The organism is Megasphaera vaginalis (ex Bordigoni et al. 2020) (assembly GCF_900240295.1).
Lineage (GTDB): Bacteria > Bacillota > Negativicutes > Veillonellales > Megasphaeraceae > Megasphaera > Megasphaera vaginalis.
The window spans coordinates 25,010-44,357 of record NZ_OEQB01000002.1; the positions used below are offsets into that span (position 1 = coordinate 25,010).

Genomic DNA, 19,348 nt, shown 5'->3' on the forward strand with positions numbered 1-19,348 from the left:
CAGTTCCCGGTCCTATTCGGCCCCGCCTGCCTCTTTTTTTATCGAGATGACTATCTTCGGGGCTGTGTTCCCCGAACAAGGAGTGGATTTTAATGGCTAGTGAAAATAATACCGCTGCGCTTGCCGGCCAGGCCGGCGAAAAGCGCACCCATGTCCGCTGGGCCGTAGCCGCCATGATGTGGGCCGCTATTGCTATCAATTTCATCGACCGAACGACGTTGGCCATTGCGACGCCGCATATTATGAAAGATCTGAGCGTGACGACGGAAGAAATGGGCATGCTCATGTCGGCCTTTTTCTTATGCTATGCGTTATTGCAGATTCCGGCAGGTTTCGTTTCCGAAAAATTCGGTCAACGCAAAGCGCTGGGGTTATCGGTACTCTGGTGGTCTATCGCCACCGGTCTTACGGGCGTTGCTACCGGCTTCAAGTCGTTGCTTTCGTTGCGCATGATCTTGGGGATTGGCGAGGCCGGAGCCTATCCCAGTAATGCCGCCATTACACGCAACTGGTTTCCCAAAAGTGAACGTGCTACTGTCGGCGGCCTTTTTGACAGCGGCCAGAAATTCGGCGGCGCCTTCGGAATCCCTATTCTGACGTGGCTCATGATTCAGATCGGTTGGCAGGGGACTTTCGTCGTTTTGGGTGTTATCGGCGTTGCCTGGTCGCTCATCTGGTTTGCTTTTTTCAAAAACAAACCGGAAGAACATCAGGGCGTCAATCAGGCAGAGTTGGATTACATCCGGGACGGCGAGGATTCGACAGCCGATGCGTCGATGCCGATGAAATGGTATGAATTGTTGAAGTACCGCAACGTTCGCGCCATGTGTATCGGGTTCTTCATGATAAACTACAATTCCTACTTCTTTATCACGTGGCTGCCTATGTATCTGATGAAAGATCGCGGTCTCAGCTTTGCGGAAATGGGCTTTGCCGCATCGCTGCCGCTGCTGTGCGGCGCCGTCGTCGAAATTATTGCCGGCGTTACCTCGGACAAGGTTCATTCGTCAGGTAAATTGTCCCTGACGGCGACACGGAAGCTGTTTCTGTGTATCGGGTTGGCTATGGCGGCTTTCATCGGCTTTGCGGCTGTTACGGAATCGCTCGTTCTGACGCTGATTCTGCTTTGTATTTCCAAATCCGGAACCGTTGTCGCCGCATCTCAAGTCTGGGCTATTCCCAGTGAAATTGCGCCGCGGAATATGACGGGGATCGTCGCCGGCATTCAGAACTGCGTTTCCAATTTCGGTGGTGTCGTCGGTCCTGTTGTCACGGGATTCATCGTCAGTTCGACCGGTCATTTTGAATTCGCTCTGCTTTTCTCGGCAGTATTGTTGGTCATTGCCATGGTCAATTTCGTCTTCGGGTTAGGTAAGATTGAGCCGATACAAGTAGAAGAACGTTAAGGGAGGAAAGAATATGAAACCATGTCAGTTGACGATCCCGGCTGTTACGTATGCCGGCGTCGGCAGTATTGAAAAAATCAAGGAAGTACTTGCAAGAGAAAAGACGCAGTCCGTGCTCCTGTTCACCGACAAGGGCGTTCGCAGCACGGGCATCACAAAAGGGATTGAAGATATCTGTGCAGCTGTCAGGCTGACGATTATCGATGATCTGGCATCGGAACCGTCTTATTTGGATGTCGAACGGGTCATTGCCGAAGTCAGGGACGCACAGGTTGATCTTATCGTCGGCGTCGGCGGCGGCTCGGTCATGGATGCCGCCAAGATTGCCAGTATTGTTATCGGCGCCGAATATAGCGTGCACGACTTGCTCAAGGATCCGACGATCGCCAAAAAGTACATCAAAACGCTGATGGTGCCGACGACGTGCGGTACCGGCTCGGAAGCGACGTGCAACGCCATCGTCGCCATTCCGGAAGAACAGTCGAAACAGGGTATCGTCAATAATTGCATGATTCCCGATTACGTCATTCTTGACGCAACTCTGATTGCCGGTTTGCCGCCGAAGATTATCGCCGCTACCGGTGTCGACGCGTTGGCGCATGTGGTGGAATGCTACACGTCCAATAAGGCGACGCCGCTCAGTGATACGTATGCGAAGGAAGGGGCGCGCAAGATCTTCCGCAATATACGGGAAGCCTATGCGGACGCCGCCAACATGCAGGCCAAATCGGCAATGCTGCTCGGCGCTTTTTACGGCGGCATCGCCATTACCGGTTCGGGGACGACGGCCGTTCACGCCTTGTCCTATCCGTTAGGCGGCAAATATCATATTGCTCACGGCGTTTCCAATGCGATCCTTTTTGCTCACGTCATGGAATTCAATAAAGATGCCTGTGCCGATCGCTTGGCCGAATTGTGCGATGCCGTTTATCCGGAAAAGAGTCGGGAAACGGTGGCAGCCAAAGCGGATTATATCATTGCCGAAATCAAAGATATCGTAGCCGGAACCGATATTCCGACGAGTCTGGAAACGTTTGGCGTCAAGGCAGCGGATCTGGATTTTCTCGTACAGGCCGGCAGCCAGCAAAAACGGCTCTTAGTCAACAATTGCAAGGAATTATCGTTGGATGATATTCGTCATATTTACCAAAAACTGTTTTAAAAACAAGAGAAAAAGGGAGGAGCGGTAAGGCGTTAAGGCCTTGCCGCTCCTCCCTTTTTACGCGCCGAATACGGCGAACGGAGCCGTTTTACGCCTGAAGCAGCGTGGAATTTCAAAAAAACGGTGCATAAAAAAGAAGGCTGCCGGCTCTATATACATGTAAGGGCAAACGAACTGCCCGGAGAAAGGAGGAACGATGGAACGAATGTTACGTTTTTTGCGGCTCATCGAGTGGCGGCAGCTGGTCTATGTCGTCAGGCGGATTGCCGCCGCCCTGTTGCCATGCAGACCCTATGAGCCCTGCGGGTACACGACGCGCTGTCCCTGTCCGGCGGCGCAGACGGCGGCGGTGTCTTCGACGGTCCAGGTATCGCTGTGTTCCGGCTGCCCCTACGGCGGCGACGGCACGGACGGGAGAAAGGAGCGGCCTTGCTGATCTGTATCAATCCCGGTCATGACCGAAAACGCGACAGCGGCGCCGTCAATGAACGTCTCCGCCTGCGCGAATGCGACGCGGCCTATGAGCTGGGGCTGGCCGTAACGGCGGCGCTGGCTCATAGGCAGGTGCGCGTTGCGCTCCGGCAGGACAACGATCTGGCCGCCCTTTGCAAGGAAGCCAATGCAATGGGCGCCGATCTTTTCGTGTCGCTGCACTTCAATGCCTTTGACGGGACGGCGTCGGGAACGGAAACGTTCTGCAGCGGCAGCGCCGGCAGTACGGCGGCGGCCGTTGCCGTGCAGCGTCGTCTCTGCCGGGTTCTGCAGCTTCCCGACAGAGGCGTCAAACGGCGACCTGACTTGTACGTCCTGTCTCGGACGATCATGCCGGCTATCCTCGTCGAAGTCTGTTTCCTCGACAATGACGGCGATATGGCACGTTACGCCGCCTGTCGCGCCGACGTCGCCGCAGCTGTCGCCGCCGCCGTGACGGTGCCATGCCTGCCTGGCGTTTAGCCGCTGCGAAAAGCGGCAGTCTTTCAGCACACGCGAAAGGAGGTGATCATATGGCTAATCGCGTACCGGTTTCCAGTAAGCTGAAGCTCGTCGTCTCGTATGTGGACGAAGCTTCGAAAGAACGAAAACGGGAACTGTCTTTCCGCGACCTTAAAGCCGGCTCCGAGCCGGCTGCAATCGCAGCAGCTTCCGCAGCCTTAGCGGGCCTGCAGGAAGACACGCTGACGACGGTAAAAGAAGTGGTGGAAAACGTTATTGAAATGTAAGCCTGACAACAGGGCGAAAAGGAGGTGAATCGAGTGATTACAAAATCGGCAGTGAAGACCTTGCAGCTTACCTTTGCCGACGGTCAGGGGAAAGAACTTCGTTTTCAGCTTGCGAAACCGAAGTCCGATCTCAGTGCAGCCGTTGTAGATACGGCCGCGAAGGCCGTCATTGACAGCGGGATCTTTGCGACGGAAAACGGTGCCTTGACAGTCTTGAAAGACCGCCAAATCGTGACGCGCACGATCGAAACGTTCGAGGGAGCATAAAGAAAAAGCAGATCTTGGAAGCACTTCTTTCCGAGGTCTGCTTTTTCTTTATGGTTGCAGGCCGAAGATTTTTAATCAAATTCTAATGGTATTTTAATCGGAATCTCATTTTCATTTTACATAATATACACAAAGGAGATAGACGGCCGTCAACGTCGGATCGACGGCGAGACGTCCTGCGCAGAGCCATGCTGGATCAGGAGAGAAGGGAGTTGATCGTCATGCTTGTATCCGGAAGAAGACGTGTAGATCCGGTTCGTATGTAAAGGAGAAAAAGATGGAAGATTCAGTTGAAAACCTCATTGTTGCCGCCAACGAAGGCGATGAAAAAGCGATGCTCCGTGTACTGGAACGGTTCAAGCCGCTGGTGCGCCATCACGCCGGTGCGTTCTGTTGTTTTTTTGACGATTGGGAGAGTGCCGAAATGACGGCGGTGACGGCGCTGCTGGAAGGCGTGCGGACGTATGCGCCGCAGTGCGGCTTCGTGCCGGCGTATTGGCTGAAATGCGCCGTTTACAATTCGCTGCGCGCCGCCGCCAGAAAGGCGCAGCGGGAACGGCGGCTGCTGCTGCGCACTGTTGTCACCGCCGACGGCATGACGGACTTGCCGCCGGAAATCGCCGATGAGACGGCGCCGCTGCCGGAAACGGCACTGCTCGAAAAAGAGCTGCGCTGCCGATTGCGCCGTGCCGTCGCTTCGCTGTCGGAAAAGGAACGAACCTTAGTGCATCTCCGGTATACCTGTCGCCTTTCGGAAAAACGCATCGGCGCCGTAATCGGCCGAAGCCAGTCCGGTGTCAGCCGCGATCTGGCCGCTGTTGTGCGGCGCCTGCGGGAAACGCTGGAAACGTAGCCGTCAGAACTGTTATACAAAACCTGTGCGCCGTTGCGCACAGGTTTTTTTGCCCGATGAACGCGGCGGTTTTGTTCGCGCGCAGGGCCATTCGTTCAGGACGATCAGGAAGAATGAACTCCTGCATAGGGAGATGAGAAAAAAGCAATGTAAAATGTAAAGAAAGGGTAAGGAAAAACGGGGATGTCATGCTATAATTAGACGGAAAATGTCCATATAAAGGACAGGATACTGCTGTGTATGGTAAGAGGACGGATACCTGTGCGGCTGCGGCCGGGTTCATATTGACCATCTGTCAGAGCATGATGCAGAAAGTGGAAGATTCTTTTTACCGGGGAGTCATTGGGGAGGATACAGAATTGAACAAGATATACAAAGTTGTTTGGAGCAGAAGCAAGGGCTGTTATGTCGTCGCGTCGGAATTCGCGAAGCGGCATGTGGGGAAAGTTCGGTCCGGCAGCATTGCCGGCCGGACGACGCTGCTGGGGCTGCTGGTCGTTCATACGCTGGCTGCAGCTCCGGCTTACGCCGTTACCGGCTCAGGCGCTTCTTCCGGGTTTGGCAGCGGCCCTTCCGGTGTCAGCTATACATCGACACAACCGGAAGGACAAAACGGCCTGGCTATCGGCGTGTCAGGCAGTACTTACGCTTATGGCAATGCCAATACCGTTGCTATCGGCACGTCATCTGTCGCGTATGGCAAGTCTTCTGTGGCCATCGGCGGCGCGGTAACGGGGACCGGGTATAATGGACAGATCGCTCTCGGCTGGACAAGGACTAACGGTGAGGGAGCCGTCGCTATCGGTGGCGCGGGAACAACGGGGGCTACCGGAACCGGCGCTGTCGCTATCGGCGGTAACTCTTCCATCGCGAACGGGACGGACGCCGTCGCGCTGGGCGATTCCGGGGCGTCCGGCAACAGATCTGTAGCCTTGGGAGGCAGTTCGGCGACGGGCGCCAATACCTTTGCTGCCAGCGGTGCGGTTGTCAATGGCGCCGGTTCCATCGCGATCGGGCAAACGGCTAACGTCACTGCCGTCAACTCGTCCGCTATCGGCGTAAACAATCAGGCGGACAGCACCGGCGCCGTGATCAGCGGCGTGAATGTACTTGGCAACAATAACAAGGTGAACGCGTCCGGCGCCGGCGTGATCGGGAACAACAACACGGTGGCAGCGCAGAATACAGATGTGTTTATTCTCGGCAACGGTGTGACGGCGACGACGAGTAACTCCGTTTTCCTTGGCACCGGTTCTGCTTATATCGCGGACGGGAGCGGTTCTCCGTCGAAGGGTATCAATAAAACCTATACGGGAGATACCTTAAACGGCAGATCCTTTTCCTTTGCCGGCGGCAATATTGTCACCGGCGTTGTCAGCGTCGGTTCTCTGACCGGCACTCGCCGTATCCAGGGTGTCGCGCCGGGACTTCTGTCCGCCGGCAGCACCGATGCGGTCAACGGCAGTCAGCTTTATGCCGTGGCCAATTCGCTGACGGCGACGATGAACGGAGGACTGAATTTCCAAGGCGATGATTTGACGCCTGTCAATAAACAGCTTGGTGATACGCTGACCGTTAAAGGCGGTACGACGGCAAATCTGACAGATGGAAATATCGGCGTCGTGTCCGATGCAAGCGGCGCTCTCAACGTAAAATTGAAGAAGGATATCGATCTGGGATCAACTGGCAGTATCGTAACCGGTGCGTCGAAGCTGAATACCAACGGCCTTGCTGTCGACGGCAAAACATATGTGGCGGCAACGGGTCTCAATGCGAATAATGCCAAAATCAGCAATGTATCGGCAGGCACATTGGATACGGATGCGGTCAATGTACAGCAGATGAGGGCGGAGCTTGCGGCGGATAAGACGTATATGGCTAATGGGACCAATACGACCATTTCCGGTGATGGAAGCAGCGCCAGTCCCTTTGCGGTAAATTTGAATAACAAGATTACGTTGGGTGATAAAACGAACGCGCCGGATAAGGCGATCACCATCGACGGCACGACAGGAGTGATCACGGCAGGGAACAAGGTGACTGTCAACGGCGTGACGGGGAATATTACGGCAGGCGCCGTGCAGATCGCCGGATCAGGCACGGTCAACGGGCTGACTAACTTGGCGTGGGATATCGACAGTCCGACAGTGGTCAGCGGCCAAGCGGCTACAGAAGACCAGTTGAAGACCGTCAGTGACGGCGTCAAGACCAATACTGCCAACCTGACGACATTGACCAATGCCGTTGGCAGCGGACTCTCTTTCGGCGGCGATGCCGGCGCGGCAATTACGAAGCAACTGGGCGAGCGGATGGATATTACCGGCGGCGCGACGACGGATCTGACGGATAACAATATCGGCGTCATTTCCGACGGAACGGCTCTGCACGTTAAATTGGCGAAAACGCTGACCGGATTGGACAGCGTCACGGCAGGAGGAACGGCGATCAATAGCACGGGCCTCACTGTCGGCGGGAAGACGTACGTGACGGCGGCAGGCCTTGATGGGAACAGCCAGGTCATCACGAACGTGGCCAGCGGCGGCAATACAACGACTAACGCGGCGAATATCGGCGACGTCGCCCGGATCGCGGCAGGAAACGATAAATACGTGACGGGTGGCGCAGTTTCCTACGGCACGGACGGGAAAGGCAGCGCGACCCTTACGGGGGCAAACGGATTGACCGCGACGATGACGGGGCTGCAGGACACGTATATAACGGGCGCAGCGACGGCAGCTGACGGCAAGACGGCGACACTGACGCGCAACGATAACCAGACGTTTACCCTCGACTTGACGAATACGATTAAGGCCGCTGCGGACCAGGCGGCGGCGACGGAACAAACGACGACTCTTTCCAATGGCAGCAACACGACCGTCGCCGGAGTGACAACGGGAAATAATACGGAATACAAAGTGAACGTCAATACCGACGGCACGACCCTCACGACGACCGGCAACAGCCTGAGCGCGGTCACGACGGCGCTGACGGCAGGGGGAACGGGTACCGTTGCGGCGACGGCGGGGAACGCTCTGGTCACGGGAAGCGCGGTAGCCAATGCGATCAACAGCGCAGGCTGGCAGCTGGCGGGGCCGGACGGCTCGAAAAAACTGATTACGGCAGGAAGCACGGTCAACTTCCGTAATGGAAAAGGAAGCACGGCCAACGTTGCCAATGTGAGTGGAGAGTATGCAGTCAGCTATGACGTGAACGTAGACGGCAGTACGATCAAAATCGGAGACGACGGAAAACTGACGGTCAATACGAGCGCTGTCGATACGGACACGGTGACGACGATTGCGTCCTCTGACCAGACCGTGAAGGTCACGAAAGGCGCCAATGACGAAAACGGCAACACGACCTACGACGTTGCCGTGAATACGGGCAAGACGCTGAAGAAAGACGGCGCGACGGGAGCCATCGACGTGAATACGGGAAACGGCCTGACAGTAGGCAGTGACGGAACCATCAATGTAGCGACGACAACGCTGACCACGACGGGCGGGAAAGCATCGGCAGGCACCGCCGACAGCTACGCCACTGCAGGGAGCGTGGCGGAAGCGATCAACAGCGCCAGCTTCAACGTGACTGCCGGAACAAATTCGACAGGCGCCGTCACGACAGCGGTAAAAGCAGGAGAAACGGTAACGTTCAACGCCGGCAGCAACCTGAATGTAACGCAGGCAGGGAGCCAGTTCACGTATGGACTGAACAGTAACCTGACCGGGATCGCATCCCTTGCCAACACGAAGACGGACAACGCTACGGGGACGACGACAGGGACGACCCTGACGTTAAGCGACGCGGCGAACCAGGTGGATTTGGGCGGCGCGCAGGTGATGAATATGGCCAGCGGCGGCACGACAGTGACGAACGGGGCCACCATTGGCGATGTAAAGTCGGCCGTTGCAGCTGCGGCGAACGCGGCCACGACGAACGGCTTGAATTTTACAGGTAATGACGGCGTTAGCGTACACCGTGACCTCGGCAGCACTTTAGCTGTCAGAGGGGGACTTACGGATGTGACGGCAGGCGTATCGAATAAGAACTTAGGCGTGAAAAAGAACAGTGCCGGCGACGGCCTGGAACTGGTCATGAGCGAAAATCCTGCGTTTGAGACAGTAACGGCAGGGACGGAGCTGACGAAGCAGGTAACCATCGGCGACGCCGGTGTAACTGTCGGCGGAAAGGCATATATTACCAATGCAGGGATAAACGCGAACAGCCAAAAAATTACCAATGTCGCTGACGGTACGGCGACAACCGATGCCGTGAACTACGGACAGTTGGCCGCCGTCAAGATCACTGTTGCCGGCGGGCTCAAATTCTCCGGCGACGTGTCGGCGGACACGGCTTTGGCAAATACCTTTAAGCGCAGCCTCGGACAGGAAACAAAGATCGTCGGCGGCGTGACCGATACGGCGCTGCTGTCAGACGGCAATATCGGCATTGTTTCCAACGGTGTCGATACGCTGACGGTCAAGCTGGCGAAGGACCTGCAGGGGCTGGCCAGCGTCCGCACCGGCAATACGCTGATGGATACGAACGGAATAGCTGTCAGCAACAGCGCGGCAGATCCGACGAAGCGCGTTACCTTGACCAATGCGGGACTGGATAACGGCGGCAACAAAATCGTCAATGTCGCTGACGGACTCGTGGAAACGGGTTCCAAGGAAGCGATCAACGGCGGCCAGCTGCAAGGGGTCATTGACGGAATCACGGATGCGGCGAAAGGCGGTTTCGGTTTCTTTGACGACAAGGGCACGAAGGTGCAGCAGGATCTGGGAAAACAGGTCACGTTCAAAGGCGTAGACGGTGTTACTGTCAGCGGCGATAATGAATATAAAACCATGACAATCGGCTTGTCCCGCAATGTCTCTGTCGGTACGAAAGGCGCCGACGGCGCTGACGGAAAAATAAGCGTGAGCGGAAAGAACGGCGCCGGAATTGTGCTGAACGGCGCTGACGGTTCTATCGCTCTCAACGGCGCGAACGGCGCTGACGCCGTTTCCATCAAGAGCGGACAGGGAGCGCCTGCCGTGGACGGTACAGACGGGGCGACGAAGACGCGGCTCTCGTATACGGACGGGACCGTTGTCAGTGATGTAGCCACTTTGGATGACGGGATAAAATACGGCGGTGACTATGGGACGACTGTCAAGAAGAAATTGAATGAACAGGTTAACGTCGTCGGCGGCGTTTCCGATACGTCGTTACTGACGGCAGAGAATAACCTGGGGGTCGTCTCTGACGGCGTCAATAATCTGCAGGTGCGTTTGGCAAAGAACCTGAAAGGGTTGAATTCTATCGATCTGGAAGATGAATTCGGTAATTACACTGCCGTTACGACGACGGGATATGAAGTCGGTGACGACACCGGTTCCGTCAATATAGGCGCTCATGGTATTTTCATCATGCCGAGCCAGGCCGACAGCAATAGCGTTGTCAGTCTGACCGATGCGGGACTGAATAACGGCGGCAATAAGATCACCAACGTAGCTGTCGGCGAAGCTGATACGGATGCCGTCAATATGGGGCAGCTCCGGAAATTTACCGACGGAACCGGCACCGGCGCAACAGGCGGTTTCGGACTGCAAGATGACGCCGGTAAGGCGGTGAAACAAAATCTGGGTGAGCAGATTCGCGTCAAGGGCGACGGTAATATTACGACCGAAGCCGATGACAGTGGAAAGACACTGACTGTGAAACTGGCCGATAACGTTACCTTCGGCGCCGGCGGCGATCCGTCCGGACAGGTGGCTGTTGACGGTACGGCGGGAATCGTGAAGGCCGGTACCGTTACGGTCGACGGCAAGCAGGGGACCGTAGACGGACTGACCAATACGGTTTGGGACGCCGCCCATGACTATTCCGGCTCCGGCAAAGCGGCTACGGAAGCGCAGCTCCAACAGGCAAGCCAGGCCATTCAAAACTCCCTCAAGGCGGCGAAGGTGACCGTATCGGCAGGGAAAAACATAACGGTGACGAAGACTACGGCTGCCGATGGCAGTATTGATTATCAGGCGGCGACGGCGGATGATCTGACGGCCAAGTCTTTTAACGCTGCTGACGGAAACGGCAATACGGCGAATCTCAGCGGCAGCGGGTTGACGGTCACGGCTAAGGACGGCAAGACCTCGGCGCTTACTGCCGCCGCCTTGCAAGTCAACGGCAGCACGTATATAACGCAGGACGGCATTAACGGAAACAACAAAGTCATTACGAATGTGGCAGACGGCAAGGTGGCGGAAGGATCGACGAATGCCGTCAACGGCGGACAACTGTATGTTCGAGATGTCGCTATTGAAAAGCAGGGGGAAGCCATTAACAAGATTGCCAATGCCATTGGCAATCTGAACGACGGCATCGCCGATGTCGGCGCCAATGCGGCGGCATTATCGGCACTGAAGCCGATGGCTTACGATCCCCTCGAACCGACGCAGATCATGGCCGGCTTCGGCGGCTACAAAGGCGCTCATGCCGTGGCGATCGGCATCGCCCATTACCAGAGCGATGCTATGATGCTTCAGGCGGGTATGTCGTTGGGAACGCACGACAACATGTACAACGCCGGGATCACGTGGAAAATCGGCAGCCGCAGCGGCGGAAACGCTGCAGTCGATCGGAACAGAATGGTGACAGGCAATGCCGTTTCCGTCATGCAAAAGGAAATGACGGTCATGAAGGCGCAAAACGATAAATTGCTGTCTGAAAACAAGGCGCAGCGAGATAAGATCGACGCGCAGCAAGAAGAAATTGATACGATGAAGGCGCAGATTCAGGCGCTCATGGCGAAAGTCGGCATGTAAATGTGACTGACTAAGCAGTAGCTGGCGGTACAATTCGCGTAACGCGTATGCGGTGCTTGCCGCATACGTTTATCAGCTGAAAAGCCCCGGTTCCGGGAAGTCCCGGAACCGGGGCTTTTTTGTTGGGAGCAGGGCAGTCGATGGCATCCGGTCATGACTCGGCACTGCGTCGCCATCCGCTTCGTTTCAGCAGTAATAGAAGACGGAACGTCGTTCTTTTTACTTGACAATCCGATTAAAATAGTCCAGAATAAGTAAGAAGTTTATAAAAATAATATAATTATTATTTTTATATAAATAGCACGTAATAAATAGACGATACAGATTACGAATTTAGTACAATTGATGCGCTGTCGTGACGATGCTTCAGCAACTGTACAAAGGCGTTTTGCCCGGCAACGGGAATGGCGGGACGGGGAGTGTTCTGCAAATAAGGGGACTGTGTATCCGCATGCCGCTCCATGGCTTATGGTCGGCGCAATAGCGGCGCCCATACATGGAAAGTTTATTTTGGGAGCAGGGAGGAACTAGTGTGAACAAAGTGTACAAGGTTATTTGGAGTAAGGTGAAAAAACGATATATCGTCGTTTCCGAGCTGGTAAAGAGCCAGGCGCAAAGTAAATCGTCGAAATGCGGTGTTACGCCGGCAGCCATTTTGGCGGCTTTTTTGCTGATTAATATACCGGGGGGGTATATTCGACAAACGTAGCTCCTGACAATGTGGCCCAAATTGGATGGTTTACTATTGATGGGACAACCCATCAGAATGTATCCACTAAGTACAGCTGGGTAGGGGAAAACTGGGTGAATGGTCTGGGAGGAACGTATGGCGGAAATATTGCTATCGGAAAGGGGAATATTGCAGGAATCCATATCGTAAAAAACGCGATTAAAAATGGAGGTATTTTTACTGGTGAATATGAGTACGTGCAGGAACAGGTGGGGATGGATAATCCTGACGGAAGCCTTGTACTTGTGGCAAAAAGAAATACAGCTAATCCGGGAAAAATAGGGTATTCAACGGCACTGGGCTTTGCCACTGCCGCTTCTGCAACCGGAGCGGTGTCATTGGGACATTATACGATTGCTGATGGAGCGGATTCTTTAGCTGGCGGTACAGAGTCTGTTGCGGCAGGGGAAAATTCCATATCCTTTGGTAACGCGACCAAAGCATGGGGAAATAATTCGCATGCTCTCGGCCAAGAAAGTGTAGCCAAAGGGGAGGCTTCAAATGCGTTTGGTCGTAATGCATTGGCAATCGGAACATATTCTACGGCCATGGGTGCTTGGACAGAAGCCCGCGGATGGGGAAGTACGGCATTAGGATCGAGCAGCATTGCTGATGGAGCGTACTCCTTGGCAGCCGGCAGAAAGTCTCAGGCTGTTGCAGAAAATTCGATGGCCTTGAGTGGAGGGATTGTAGAAGAAGGAGCAATAAATTCGGCGGCTATTGGAAAGAATGCGAGGTCGATCATTGCAGACACCGTAGCATTGGGAAGTAATTCTGTGGCAGATCGTGGGGCAGGAGAAAAATTAGGATATGACCCGATCAGTAAAGCTGCTTTTGCCAGTGATGCAGTCATTGCGACTGCTTTGGGAAAAGCAGCGGAGCTGTCTGATATAAATACCCGTATAGCGCCTAAGCAAACGACTTATGATCAGGCTGCAGCCATTTTTAATACGGCAGATACCACTTTTACTGTTGCTGAAAAGATGGTTCAAGCTGCCGATGCGGCTTATAAAACTGCCCAAGTTGATTATGACTTGAATCCTACGGCTGAAAATAAACAGATAATGGACAATGCACAGCTGGCTCTTGGTCAGGCGTATGAGAATTCTCATTATATGGAAGCGTATCTTGCACGAAGAAACGCTGCTATTGCCAAAAATCAGGCCTGGAATGACTTGAATCCTCTTTTGCGGGAAAAGAATGCTTTGTTGGCGCCATTTAAATCGGTGGCCGGAGCCATTTCTGTGGGAACCAGCGGATATACCCGCCAGATTATCGGCGTGGCGGCCGGCAGTGAAGATACGGACGCCGTCAATGTGGCGCAGCTGAAGCAGTTAGGGAAGAAATATGATATACAGCTGGGGCAGGGATTCACCATACAGGCAGGTGCGACGGGTACGAAACAGAAGATTGCCCTTGACGGTACGGCCGCTCCTACACTTACTTTTGATACGGCAGAAGCAGGCAAGGGGCTTACGGTGTCGCGTACGGGCAATACGATTCAATACGGTATTGACGGTACGATGATTGATTTATCTGGCAATAGCAGTATTACGAATGTCATCGATAAACTGGGCCAGGGGTTCAAACTAAAGAGCGGAACTACGGAAACAGCGGTGGCTCTTGACGGAACGGAAACGCCGACTGTAGAATTTGCGTCGGACGACAACCTTTCCGTCAAGTTGGAAGACAAGAAGGTGACGTATGGATTAAATAAGGTCGGTATCACAACGACCTTGGGCGATACTTTTGCGAAAGTGGATGCCAGCAATCTGACAGATGAAAATGTGACCAGCTGGAAGGAAAAACTGGGGATTACCGGCGCACAGTCAGGCACTGCCGCCTCCTGGATGATTGCCGATAAAAACGGTACAGTGACGACGATTGCCAAAGATGGACAGGTGAAATTCGTCGACGGCAAGAACACGACCGTTGAAGTTACAAAAGATGCCGACGGCAAAGCCACTGTCAAAGTCCATATGAGCGATGACGTTACGTTCGGGAAAGCAGGCGCAGACGGCAAAGACGGTCATATCGGCGTGAACGGCAAGGACGGTGTGTCCGGCGTCGGCATTGACGGCAAAGACGGCATCTCCGTTAACGGTAAGGACGGCACACCGGGCGTAACAATTTTCGGCAAAGACGGCGTCGACGGTGTGAACGGAGCCGAAGGGCATATCGGCTTGAACGGCAAAGACGGCCTGACGGATATCCGGACGGGATCGGGCGCCGCCGGTGTTGACGGTAAGAACGGCGAAACGGCGACCCGCATCGTTTACAAGGACCCGAAAGGCATTGAGCATCAGGCGTCCACTCTTGACGACGGCATGAAATTCAACGGTGACGACGGCAAGGTAATCGCTAAGAAACTGAACGAGCAGCTGGCTATCCGCGGCGGTGCGAAAGGGGCGCTGACGACGGGAAATATCGGCGTTACGGCAAAAGACGGCAGCTTGCAAATCGCTTTGGCGAAAGAGCTGACAGGACTGGCATCGGTTACGTCGCAGACCGTGGCGGCGTCGGAAAAACTGGTTATCGGCACGGGTAAAGCGGCGACGACGATCCGTTCGGCGACGGTTACGAAAGGCGACGGCACGACCGGCACGGCCCTTGATCTCGGCGGCGCGCGGCTTACGAACGTGGCTGCCGGCACGGCGGCTACCGATGCCGTAACGAAGGGGCAGGTAGATGCTCTCCTCGGCGGCGTCAGCTCGGGCATTGCCGGCGTGGAAAAGCGCATGAATAAGACCGGCGCCGGAGCGGCAGCGTTGGCGGCGCTGCATCCGCAGGATTTTGATTCTGACGACAAGCTGGCTATTGCCGCCGGTTACGGGCATTACGGAAACGCCAATGCCCTGGCGGTCGGCGCCTTCTATCGGCCGAATAATACGACGATGGTTTCTGTCGGCGGCAGTTTCGGCGGCGGTGAAAATATGCTTAATGTCGGTGTCACCATGAAGGTCGGCAAGAGCAATCCCTATGCAGGGTATTCGAAGGCCGAACTGGTACAGACCATCACAAGTCAGAACCGGCGAATTGAAGAAATCGGCAAAGAAAACCGGCAGTTGAAGGAACAGATGGATGAAGTGATGAAACAATTGGCCGCCTTGCAGCAAAAATAAGGCGCAGACAATAGGAATCCCCGCCCTCTCAGGAGGGCGGGGATTCCTATTGTCTGCGAGAAACGGTTCGGATTAGGACCGCTCGTTGCCGGCCGGCGAAACGCCGCCGGCCGGGGACAGGTCCTTTTCATAGACGGGGAAGATCGCCGTGACGACGGTTCCCTCGCCGAGCTTGCTGTCCAGTTTGAGGGCCGCATTATTGTTCCGGGCGATGTAACGGGCAATGGAAAGACCGAGGCCGGAGCCGCCCGTGTCCTTTGTCCACGATGTGTCGACACGGTAGAAGCGGTCGAAGACGTGGGGAATATCTTTTTCCGGGATCCCAATGCCCGTGTCGCGGACGCTGAAGCTGACCGTGCTCTTTACGACCCGGCAGGAAAGGGTGACGGTGTTGCCGGGGTCCGTGTATTTCAGCGCGTTGTCGGTGAAGATGCGCAGCATCTGTTTGACGCTGGCCGGATCGGCGTAAATGGGGGCGGATTCATTTTCTCCCAATATGATACGGCGGCCGTCGGCGACGGGCAGGAGCTTTTCATACAGGTCTTTGAGGAGTTCCGCCGAATCAATTTTCTCGAAGTGTTCCTGCAAGGTGCCGTTGCTGGAGCGGGCGAAGAAGAGCAGTCGTTCGATAAGCTGCCGCATATAATCGGTTTCCGACTTGATGGCGTCAATGCTCTCGTTTACGATTGCCGGATCGTTTTTGCCCCAGCGGTCGAGGAGATCAATGTAGCCCATGATCACGGTCAGCGGTGTCCGCAGTTCGTGCGAGGCGTCGTTGATGAAGCGCTGCTGACGGTTGTAGCCGGCCTCGATCCGGTCCAGGGCCTGGTTGATCGTCACGGCGAGACTGCTCAACTCATTTTGTCTGCCTGAAAGAGAAATGCGTTTTCCCAGTTGCGGCACTTCAATTCCTTTCAGCGTCTCCTTGATGCGCTCGATGGGGGCCAGGGCCTGTTTCATCAGATACGTGCCGGAGATGGTCGTCAAGGCGATGCAGATGAGAATGGAGACGACGAGATATTCGGACAGGAGTTCGAGAAATTCATTTTCCTTCGTCATATCTCGTTCGAAACGCAGATAAAAGGTTTGGCCTTGCGGATTTTGCCAGGTCTGGTAGTAGATGAATCGTTTTGCGTCCTGATTTTGCACGACCGAGGGCAGGGGAGGAGAGCCGTCGCCGGTAATGGTGTCGTCAATGTAGCGATCGCTCAGGTTGCGCATCAAATGGGCCGGCCCATTGTCCAAGAGCAGCTTGCCGGATTGATCGTAGATCTGGAGTTTGACGAAGGGCTGCAAGTTGGCGTGCGTCAAAACGGACGGATCCATTCTGCCGTATGCGTTCAGGTAGGCTTCGGTTGCTTCGGCGCTGGCATAAAGTGAGCTGCGCGCCGATTCGTTAATAAAAAGATGGATGCCCGTTACGGTGATGATGGCGACGAGGAGGAGAATAAAGCTGACGATGGAAGAATAGAGAAGCACCATCTTCGTGGATATCGGCAGCGAGATCCGTGTTTTTCTCCATTCGCCGCGTTTAATCTTTTGCCACATAGCCGACGCCGCGAATCGTATAAATATACTTTTTGGCGCGCTCCTTTCCCAGTTTGCCGCGAATATACCGGATATAGACATCGACGACATTCGTATCGCCGATGTATTCATATCCCCAGACTTCTTCCAGGATCCGTTCCCGCGTGAGGACGATGTTCTTGTTGCGGATCAGATAAGACAGAAGTTCGAATTCTTTCTTTGTCAGCAAGATGCGGGTATCGTCAAGCTGTACTTCATGCCGGTCGAGAAATAGCTTCATGTCCTTCAGATGCAAGGTGTTTTCCGCCGGACTTCCGTTGCCCCGTTCCCGCAGCAGGACGCGGATGCGGGCGAAAAGTTCCTGGCTGTTGAACGGTTTGGTCAGATAATCGTTGGCGCCAAGGTCGAGACAGGCGACTTTGGTTTCGATATCGTCTTTGGCGGAGAGCATCATAATCGGCATATCCGTGTTTTCGCGGCTCTGTTTGCAGATCGTCATGCCGTCGATGTCCGGCAGCAGGATGTCGAGCAGCATCAGATCAAACTCTTCACGGCCCAGTCTGTCCAATGCGGCGGAGCCGTTGTATTCGATGGTACATTCATACCCTTCATGTTCCAGTTCCATTTGAATAAAACGGGCGATATGCCGTTCGTCTTCAACGACCAGAATGTGGGTTCTTCCAAACATAGATCCTCCTAATATAACGCATACAGATTATATATATCCTTATTATACATGATAGGCAGTCAAGAAGAAACGGTTATTTGCCGGCTGCGGATTCGCCCTTGCCAGGCGGCGGATTCATTGAATTTTATGGCGTTCTGTGGTAGCATGATACTATTCAGACGGTTTGTACACTTACTTTTTTCAGGAGGCTTTTGTGCAGGTTATCGGCATCGCCTTGTTGGTTATTTTTCTCGATCAGGGAAGCAAGTTTCTGATACGGCAGGTCATGGTTCTTCACGAATCGGTACCTGTCGTTCCGGGAATTTTTCATATTTCGTATATATTGAACCGAGGGGCCGCTTTCGGTATTCTGGAGAATCAGCAATGGTTTTTTTTGGCTATTGCCGCCGTTCTCGTCGGTCTGTATGTGCTGTTCCGGCGCAAAATACCGCGGCAAGGCTGTGTGCAGTACGGGCTCGGACTGCTGCTCGGCGGTGCTTTCGGGAATGCCGTCGACCGTTTTTTCCACGGCGCCGTCACGGATTTTTTCGATTTTCGCGTGTGGCCCGTTTTTAACGTCGCCGATATGGGAATCGTCGCCGGCGTCGTTTTGTTGTTGTGGTATTCCTGGACGCATGATCGGGAAGGAGAGAGGAGACCGTGATGGAAACGCGAGCAGTTACGCTGACGGCGGCGGAAGAAGGACTGCGCCTTGATGCCTGTCTGGCGCGGCAGTTGTCCCTTTCCCGCGCTTTTGTGCAGACGCTGATCCGTGAGGGACGGGCGACTGTCGGTGGCAAGGCCGTAAAGGCCAATTATCGCGTGTCCGCCGGGGAGCTGCTGACCGTTTTGTTGCCGGAAGCGGCGGCGGAAACGACGGCGGCAGAGGATATTCCGCTGCAGATCGTTTATGAAGACAGCGATATCATCGTTATCGATAAGGCGCGCGGCATGGTCGTCCATCCGGCGGCGGGAAACCGTCACGGCACCTTGGTCAATGCCTTGCTCCATCATTGCCACGGCGAGCTGTCCGGCATAAACGGTGTTATCCGTCCCGGCATCGTTCACCGCCTGGACAAGGATACGTCGGGGATCATGGTGGCTGCCAAGACGGATGCGGCTCATCGCGGACTGGCGGCGCAGATCAAGGCTCATACGGCGCGGCGCAGCTATTGGGCCCTCGTTCACGGCAATATTGTCGAGACGAAGGGGGTTATTGACGGCGCTATCGGACGGCATCCGAAAGACAGGATTAAAATGGCCGTCGTCGCCAAAAACGGCAGAGAGGCGGTTACGCATTTTACGGTGCAGCGGCGGTACGGCGAATACACGTGGGTCGAATGCCGTCTGGAAACGGGACGAACCCATCAGATCCGCGTCCATATGGCCTATATCGGCCATCCTGTCGTCAATGATCCGTTGTACGGCTATAAAAAGGACGCCTTCCCTATTGTCGGGCAGGCGCTGCATTCACATACGTTGGATCTGGTTCATCCCGTTACGGGACAGGCCATGCATTTTGAGGCGCCGGCGCCGGCCGATTTTCTCGCTTGTCTGGCCGCGGCTGCCGGCAGTGAAGGATAGG

At 54.8% G+C, this 19,348-nt stretch carries 14 protein-coding genes; 12 read left to right on the forward strand and 2 right to left on the reverse strand.

The features are described from left to right. The first annotated feature begins 92 nt into the window (after positions 1-92). The 10 genes from C0977_RS02720 to C0977_RS02765 all read left to right on the forward strand — a co-directional run bounded on the left by C0977_RS02720 (position 93) and on the right by C0977_RS02765 (position 15,569). Positions 93-1,406, forward strand: a complete 1,314-nt coding sequence (locus C0977_RS02720) for an MFS transporter (RefSeq protein ID WP_101912362.1) — start codon at positions 93-95, stop codon at positions 1,404-1,406. A gap of 13 nt (positions 1,407-1,419) precedes the next feature. After that, the gene (locus tag C0977_RS02725) at positions 1,420-2,568 is read left to right on the forward strand and encodes an iron-containing alcohol dehydrogenase (protein WP_101912363.1); all 1,149 of its coding nucleotides are present in this window, start codon (positions 1,420-1,422) and stop codon (positions 2,566-2,568) included. A 196-nt stretch (positions 2,569-2,764) separates the two neighbouring features. Next, positions 2,765-3,004 carry a hypothetical protein gene (locus tag C0977_RS02730; RefSeq protein WP_101912364.1) on the forward strand — a complete coding sequence of 80 codons (240 nt, stop codon included), beginning with the start codon at positions 2,765-2,767 and terminating at the stop codon, positions 3,002-3,004. Beyond that, the gene (locus C0977_RS02735) at positions 2,998-3,522 is read left to right on the forward strand and encodes an N-acetylmuramoyl-L-alanine amidase (protein WP_101912365.1); all 525 of its coding nucleotides are present in this window, start codon (positions 2,998-3,000) and stop codon (positions 3,520-3,522) included. Before C0977_RS02730 ends, C0977_RS02735 begins: the two co-directional genes overlap by 7 nt. A 50-nt stretch (positions 3,523-3,572) precedes the next feature. Then, the gene (locus tag C0977_RS02740) at positions 3,573-3,788 is read left to right on the forward strand and encodes a DUF1659 domain-containing protein (RefSeq protein ID WP_101912366.1); all 216 of its coding nucleotides are present in this window, start codon (positions 3,573-3,575) and stop codon (positions 3,786-3,788) included. A gap of 33 nt (positions 3,789-3,821) precedes the next feature. Then, the gene (locus C0977_RS02745) at positions 3,822-4,055 is read left to right on the forward strand and encodes a DUF2922 domain-containing protein (RefSeq protein ID WP_101912367.1); all 234 of its coding nucleotides are present in this window, start codon (positions 3,822-3,824) and stop codon (positions 4,053-4,055) included. Between the two features lie 277 nt (positions 4,056-4,332). Beyond that, positions 4,333-4,908 carry an RNA polymerase sigma factor gene (locus tag C0977_RS02750; protein ID WP_101912368.1) on the forward strand — a complete coding sequence of 192 codons (576 nt, stop codon included), beginning with the start codon at positions 4,333-4,335 and terminating at the stop codon, positions 4,906-4,908. Between the two features lie 359 nt (positions 4,909-5,267). After that, the gene (locus C0977_RS02755) at positions 5,268-11,717 is read left to right on the forward strand and encodes an ESPR-type extended signal peptide-containing protein (RefSeq protein ID WP_159459017.1); all 6,450 of its coding nucleotides are present in this window, start codon (positions 5,268-5,270) and stop codon (positions 11,715-11,717) included. Between the two features lie 532 nt (positions 11,718-12,249). Continuing rightward, the gene (locus tag C0977_RS02760) at positions 12,250-12,426 is read left to right on the forward strand and encodes an ESPR domain-containing protein (protein WP_159459018.1); all 177 of its coding nucleotides are present in this window, start codon (positions 12,250-12,252) and stop codon (positions 12,424-12,426) included. Positions 12,427-12,521: 95 nt separating this feature from the next. Next, complete coding sequence (locus C0977_RS02765) at positions 12,522-15,569, forward strand: YadA-like family protein (protein ID WP_101912371.1); 3,048 nt, start codon at positions 12,522-12,524, stop codon at positions 15,567-15,569. 72 nt (positions 15,570-15,641) lie between these two features. Here C0977_RS02765 and C0977_RS02770 read toward each other — a convergent pair whose 3' ends face one another. After that, positions 15,642-17,117 carry a sensor histidine kinase gene (locus C0977_RS02770; protein ID WP_101912372.1) on the reverse strand — a complete coding sequence of 492 codons (1,476 nt, stop codon included), beginning with the start codon at positions 17,115-17,117 and terminating at the stop codon, positions 15,642-15,644. Further along, entirely contained in the window at positions 17,101-17,784 is a 684-nt protein-coding gene (locus C0977_RS02775) for a response regulator transcription factor (RefSeq protein WP_101912373.1), read from the reverse strand. Before C0977_RS02775 ends, C0977_RS02770 begins: the two co-directional genes overlap by 17 nt. A gap of 193 nt (positions 17,785-17,977) precedes the next feature. Between C0977_RS02775 and lspA the strand changes: the two genes are divergently transcribed. Together lspA and C0977_RS02785 are read left to right on the forward strand one after the other, a co-directional pair. Next, complete coding sequence (gene lspA, locus C0977_RS02780; RefSeq protein ID WP_101912374.1) at positions 17,978-18,427, forward strand: signal peptidase II; 450 nt, start codon at positions 17,978-17,980, stop codon at positions 18,425-18,427. Next, the gene (locus C0977_RS02785) at positions 18,427-19,347 is read left to right on the forward strand and encodes an RluA family pseudouridine synthase (RefSeq protein WP_023053860.1); all 921 of its coding nucleotides are present in this window, start codon (positions 18,427-18,429) and stop codon (positions 19,345-19,347) included. The genes lspA and C0977_RS02785 overlap by 1 nt, the downstream gene beginning before the upstream one ends. Position 19,348 lies beyond the last annotated feature (1 nt).

Bases quoted from the DNA above. Each gene is read 5' to 3' on its own strand.
- C0977_RS02750 (WP_101912368.1), top strand. From the start codon at position 4,333: ATGGAAGATTCAGTTGAAAACCTCATTGTTGCCGCCAACGAAGGCGAT.
- C0977_RS02770 (WP_101912372.1), bottom strand. From the start codon at position 17,117: ATGTGGCAAAAGATTAAACGCGGCGAATGGAGAAAAACACGGATCTCG.
- C0977_RS02725 (WP_101912363.1), top strand. From the start codon at position 1,420: ATGAAACCATGTCAGTTGACGATCCCGGCTGTTACGTATGCCGGCGTC.
- C0977_RS02730 (WP_101912364.1), top strand. From the start codon at position 2,765: ATGGAACGAATGTTACGTTTTTTGCGGCTCATCGAGTGGCGGCAGCTG.
- C0977_RS02720 (WP_101912362.1), top strand. From the start codon at position 93: ATGGCTAGTGAAAATAATACCGCTGCGCTTGCCGGCCAGGCCGGCGAA.
- C0977_RS02740 (WP_101912366.1), top strand. From the start codon at position 3,573: ATGGCTAATCGCGTACCGGTTTCCAGTAAGCTGAAGCTCGTCGTCTCG.
- C0977_RS02785 (WP_023053860.1), top strand. From the start codon at position 18,427: ATGGAAACGCGAGCAGTTACGCTGACGGCGGCGGAAGAAGGACTGCGC.
- C0977_RS02775 (WP_101912373.1), bottom strand. From the start codon at position 17,784: ATGTTTGGAAGAACCCACATTCTGGTCGTTGAAGACGAACGGCATATC.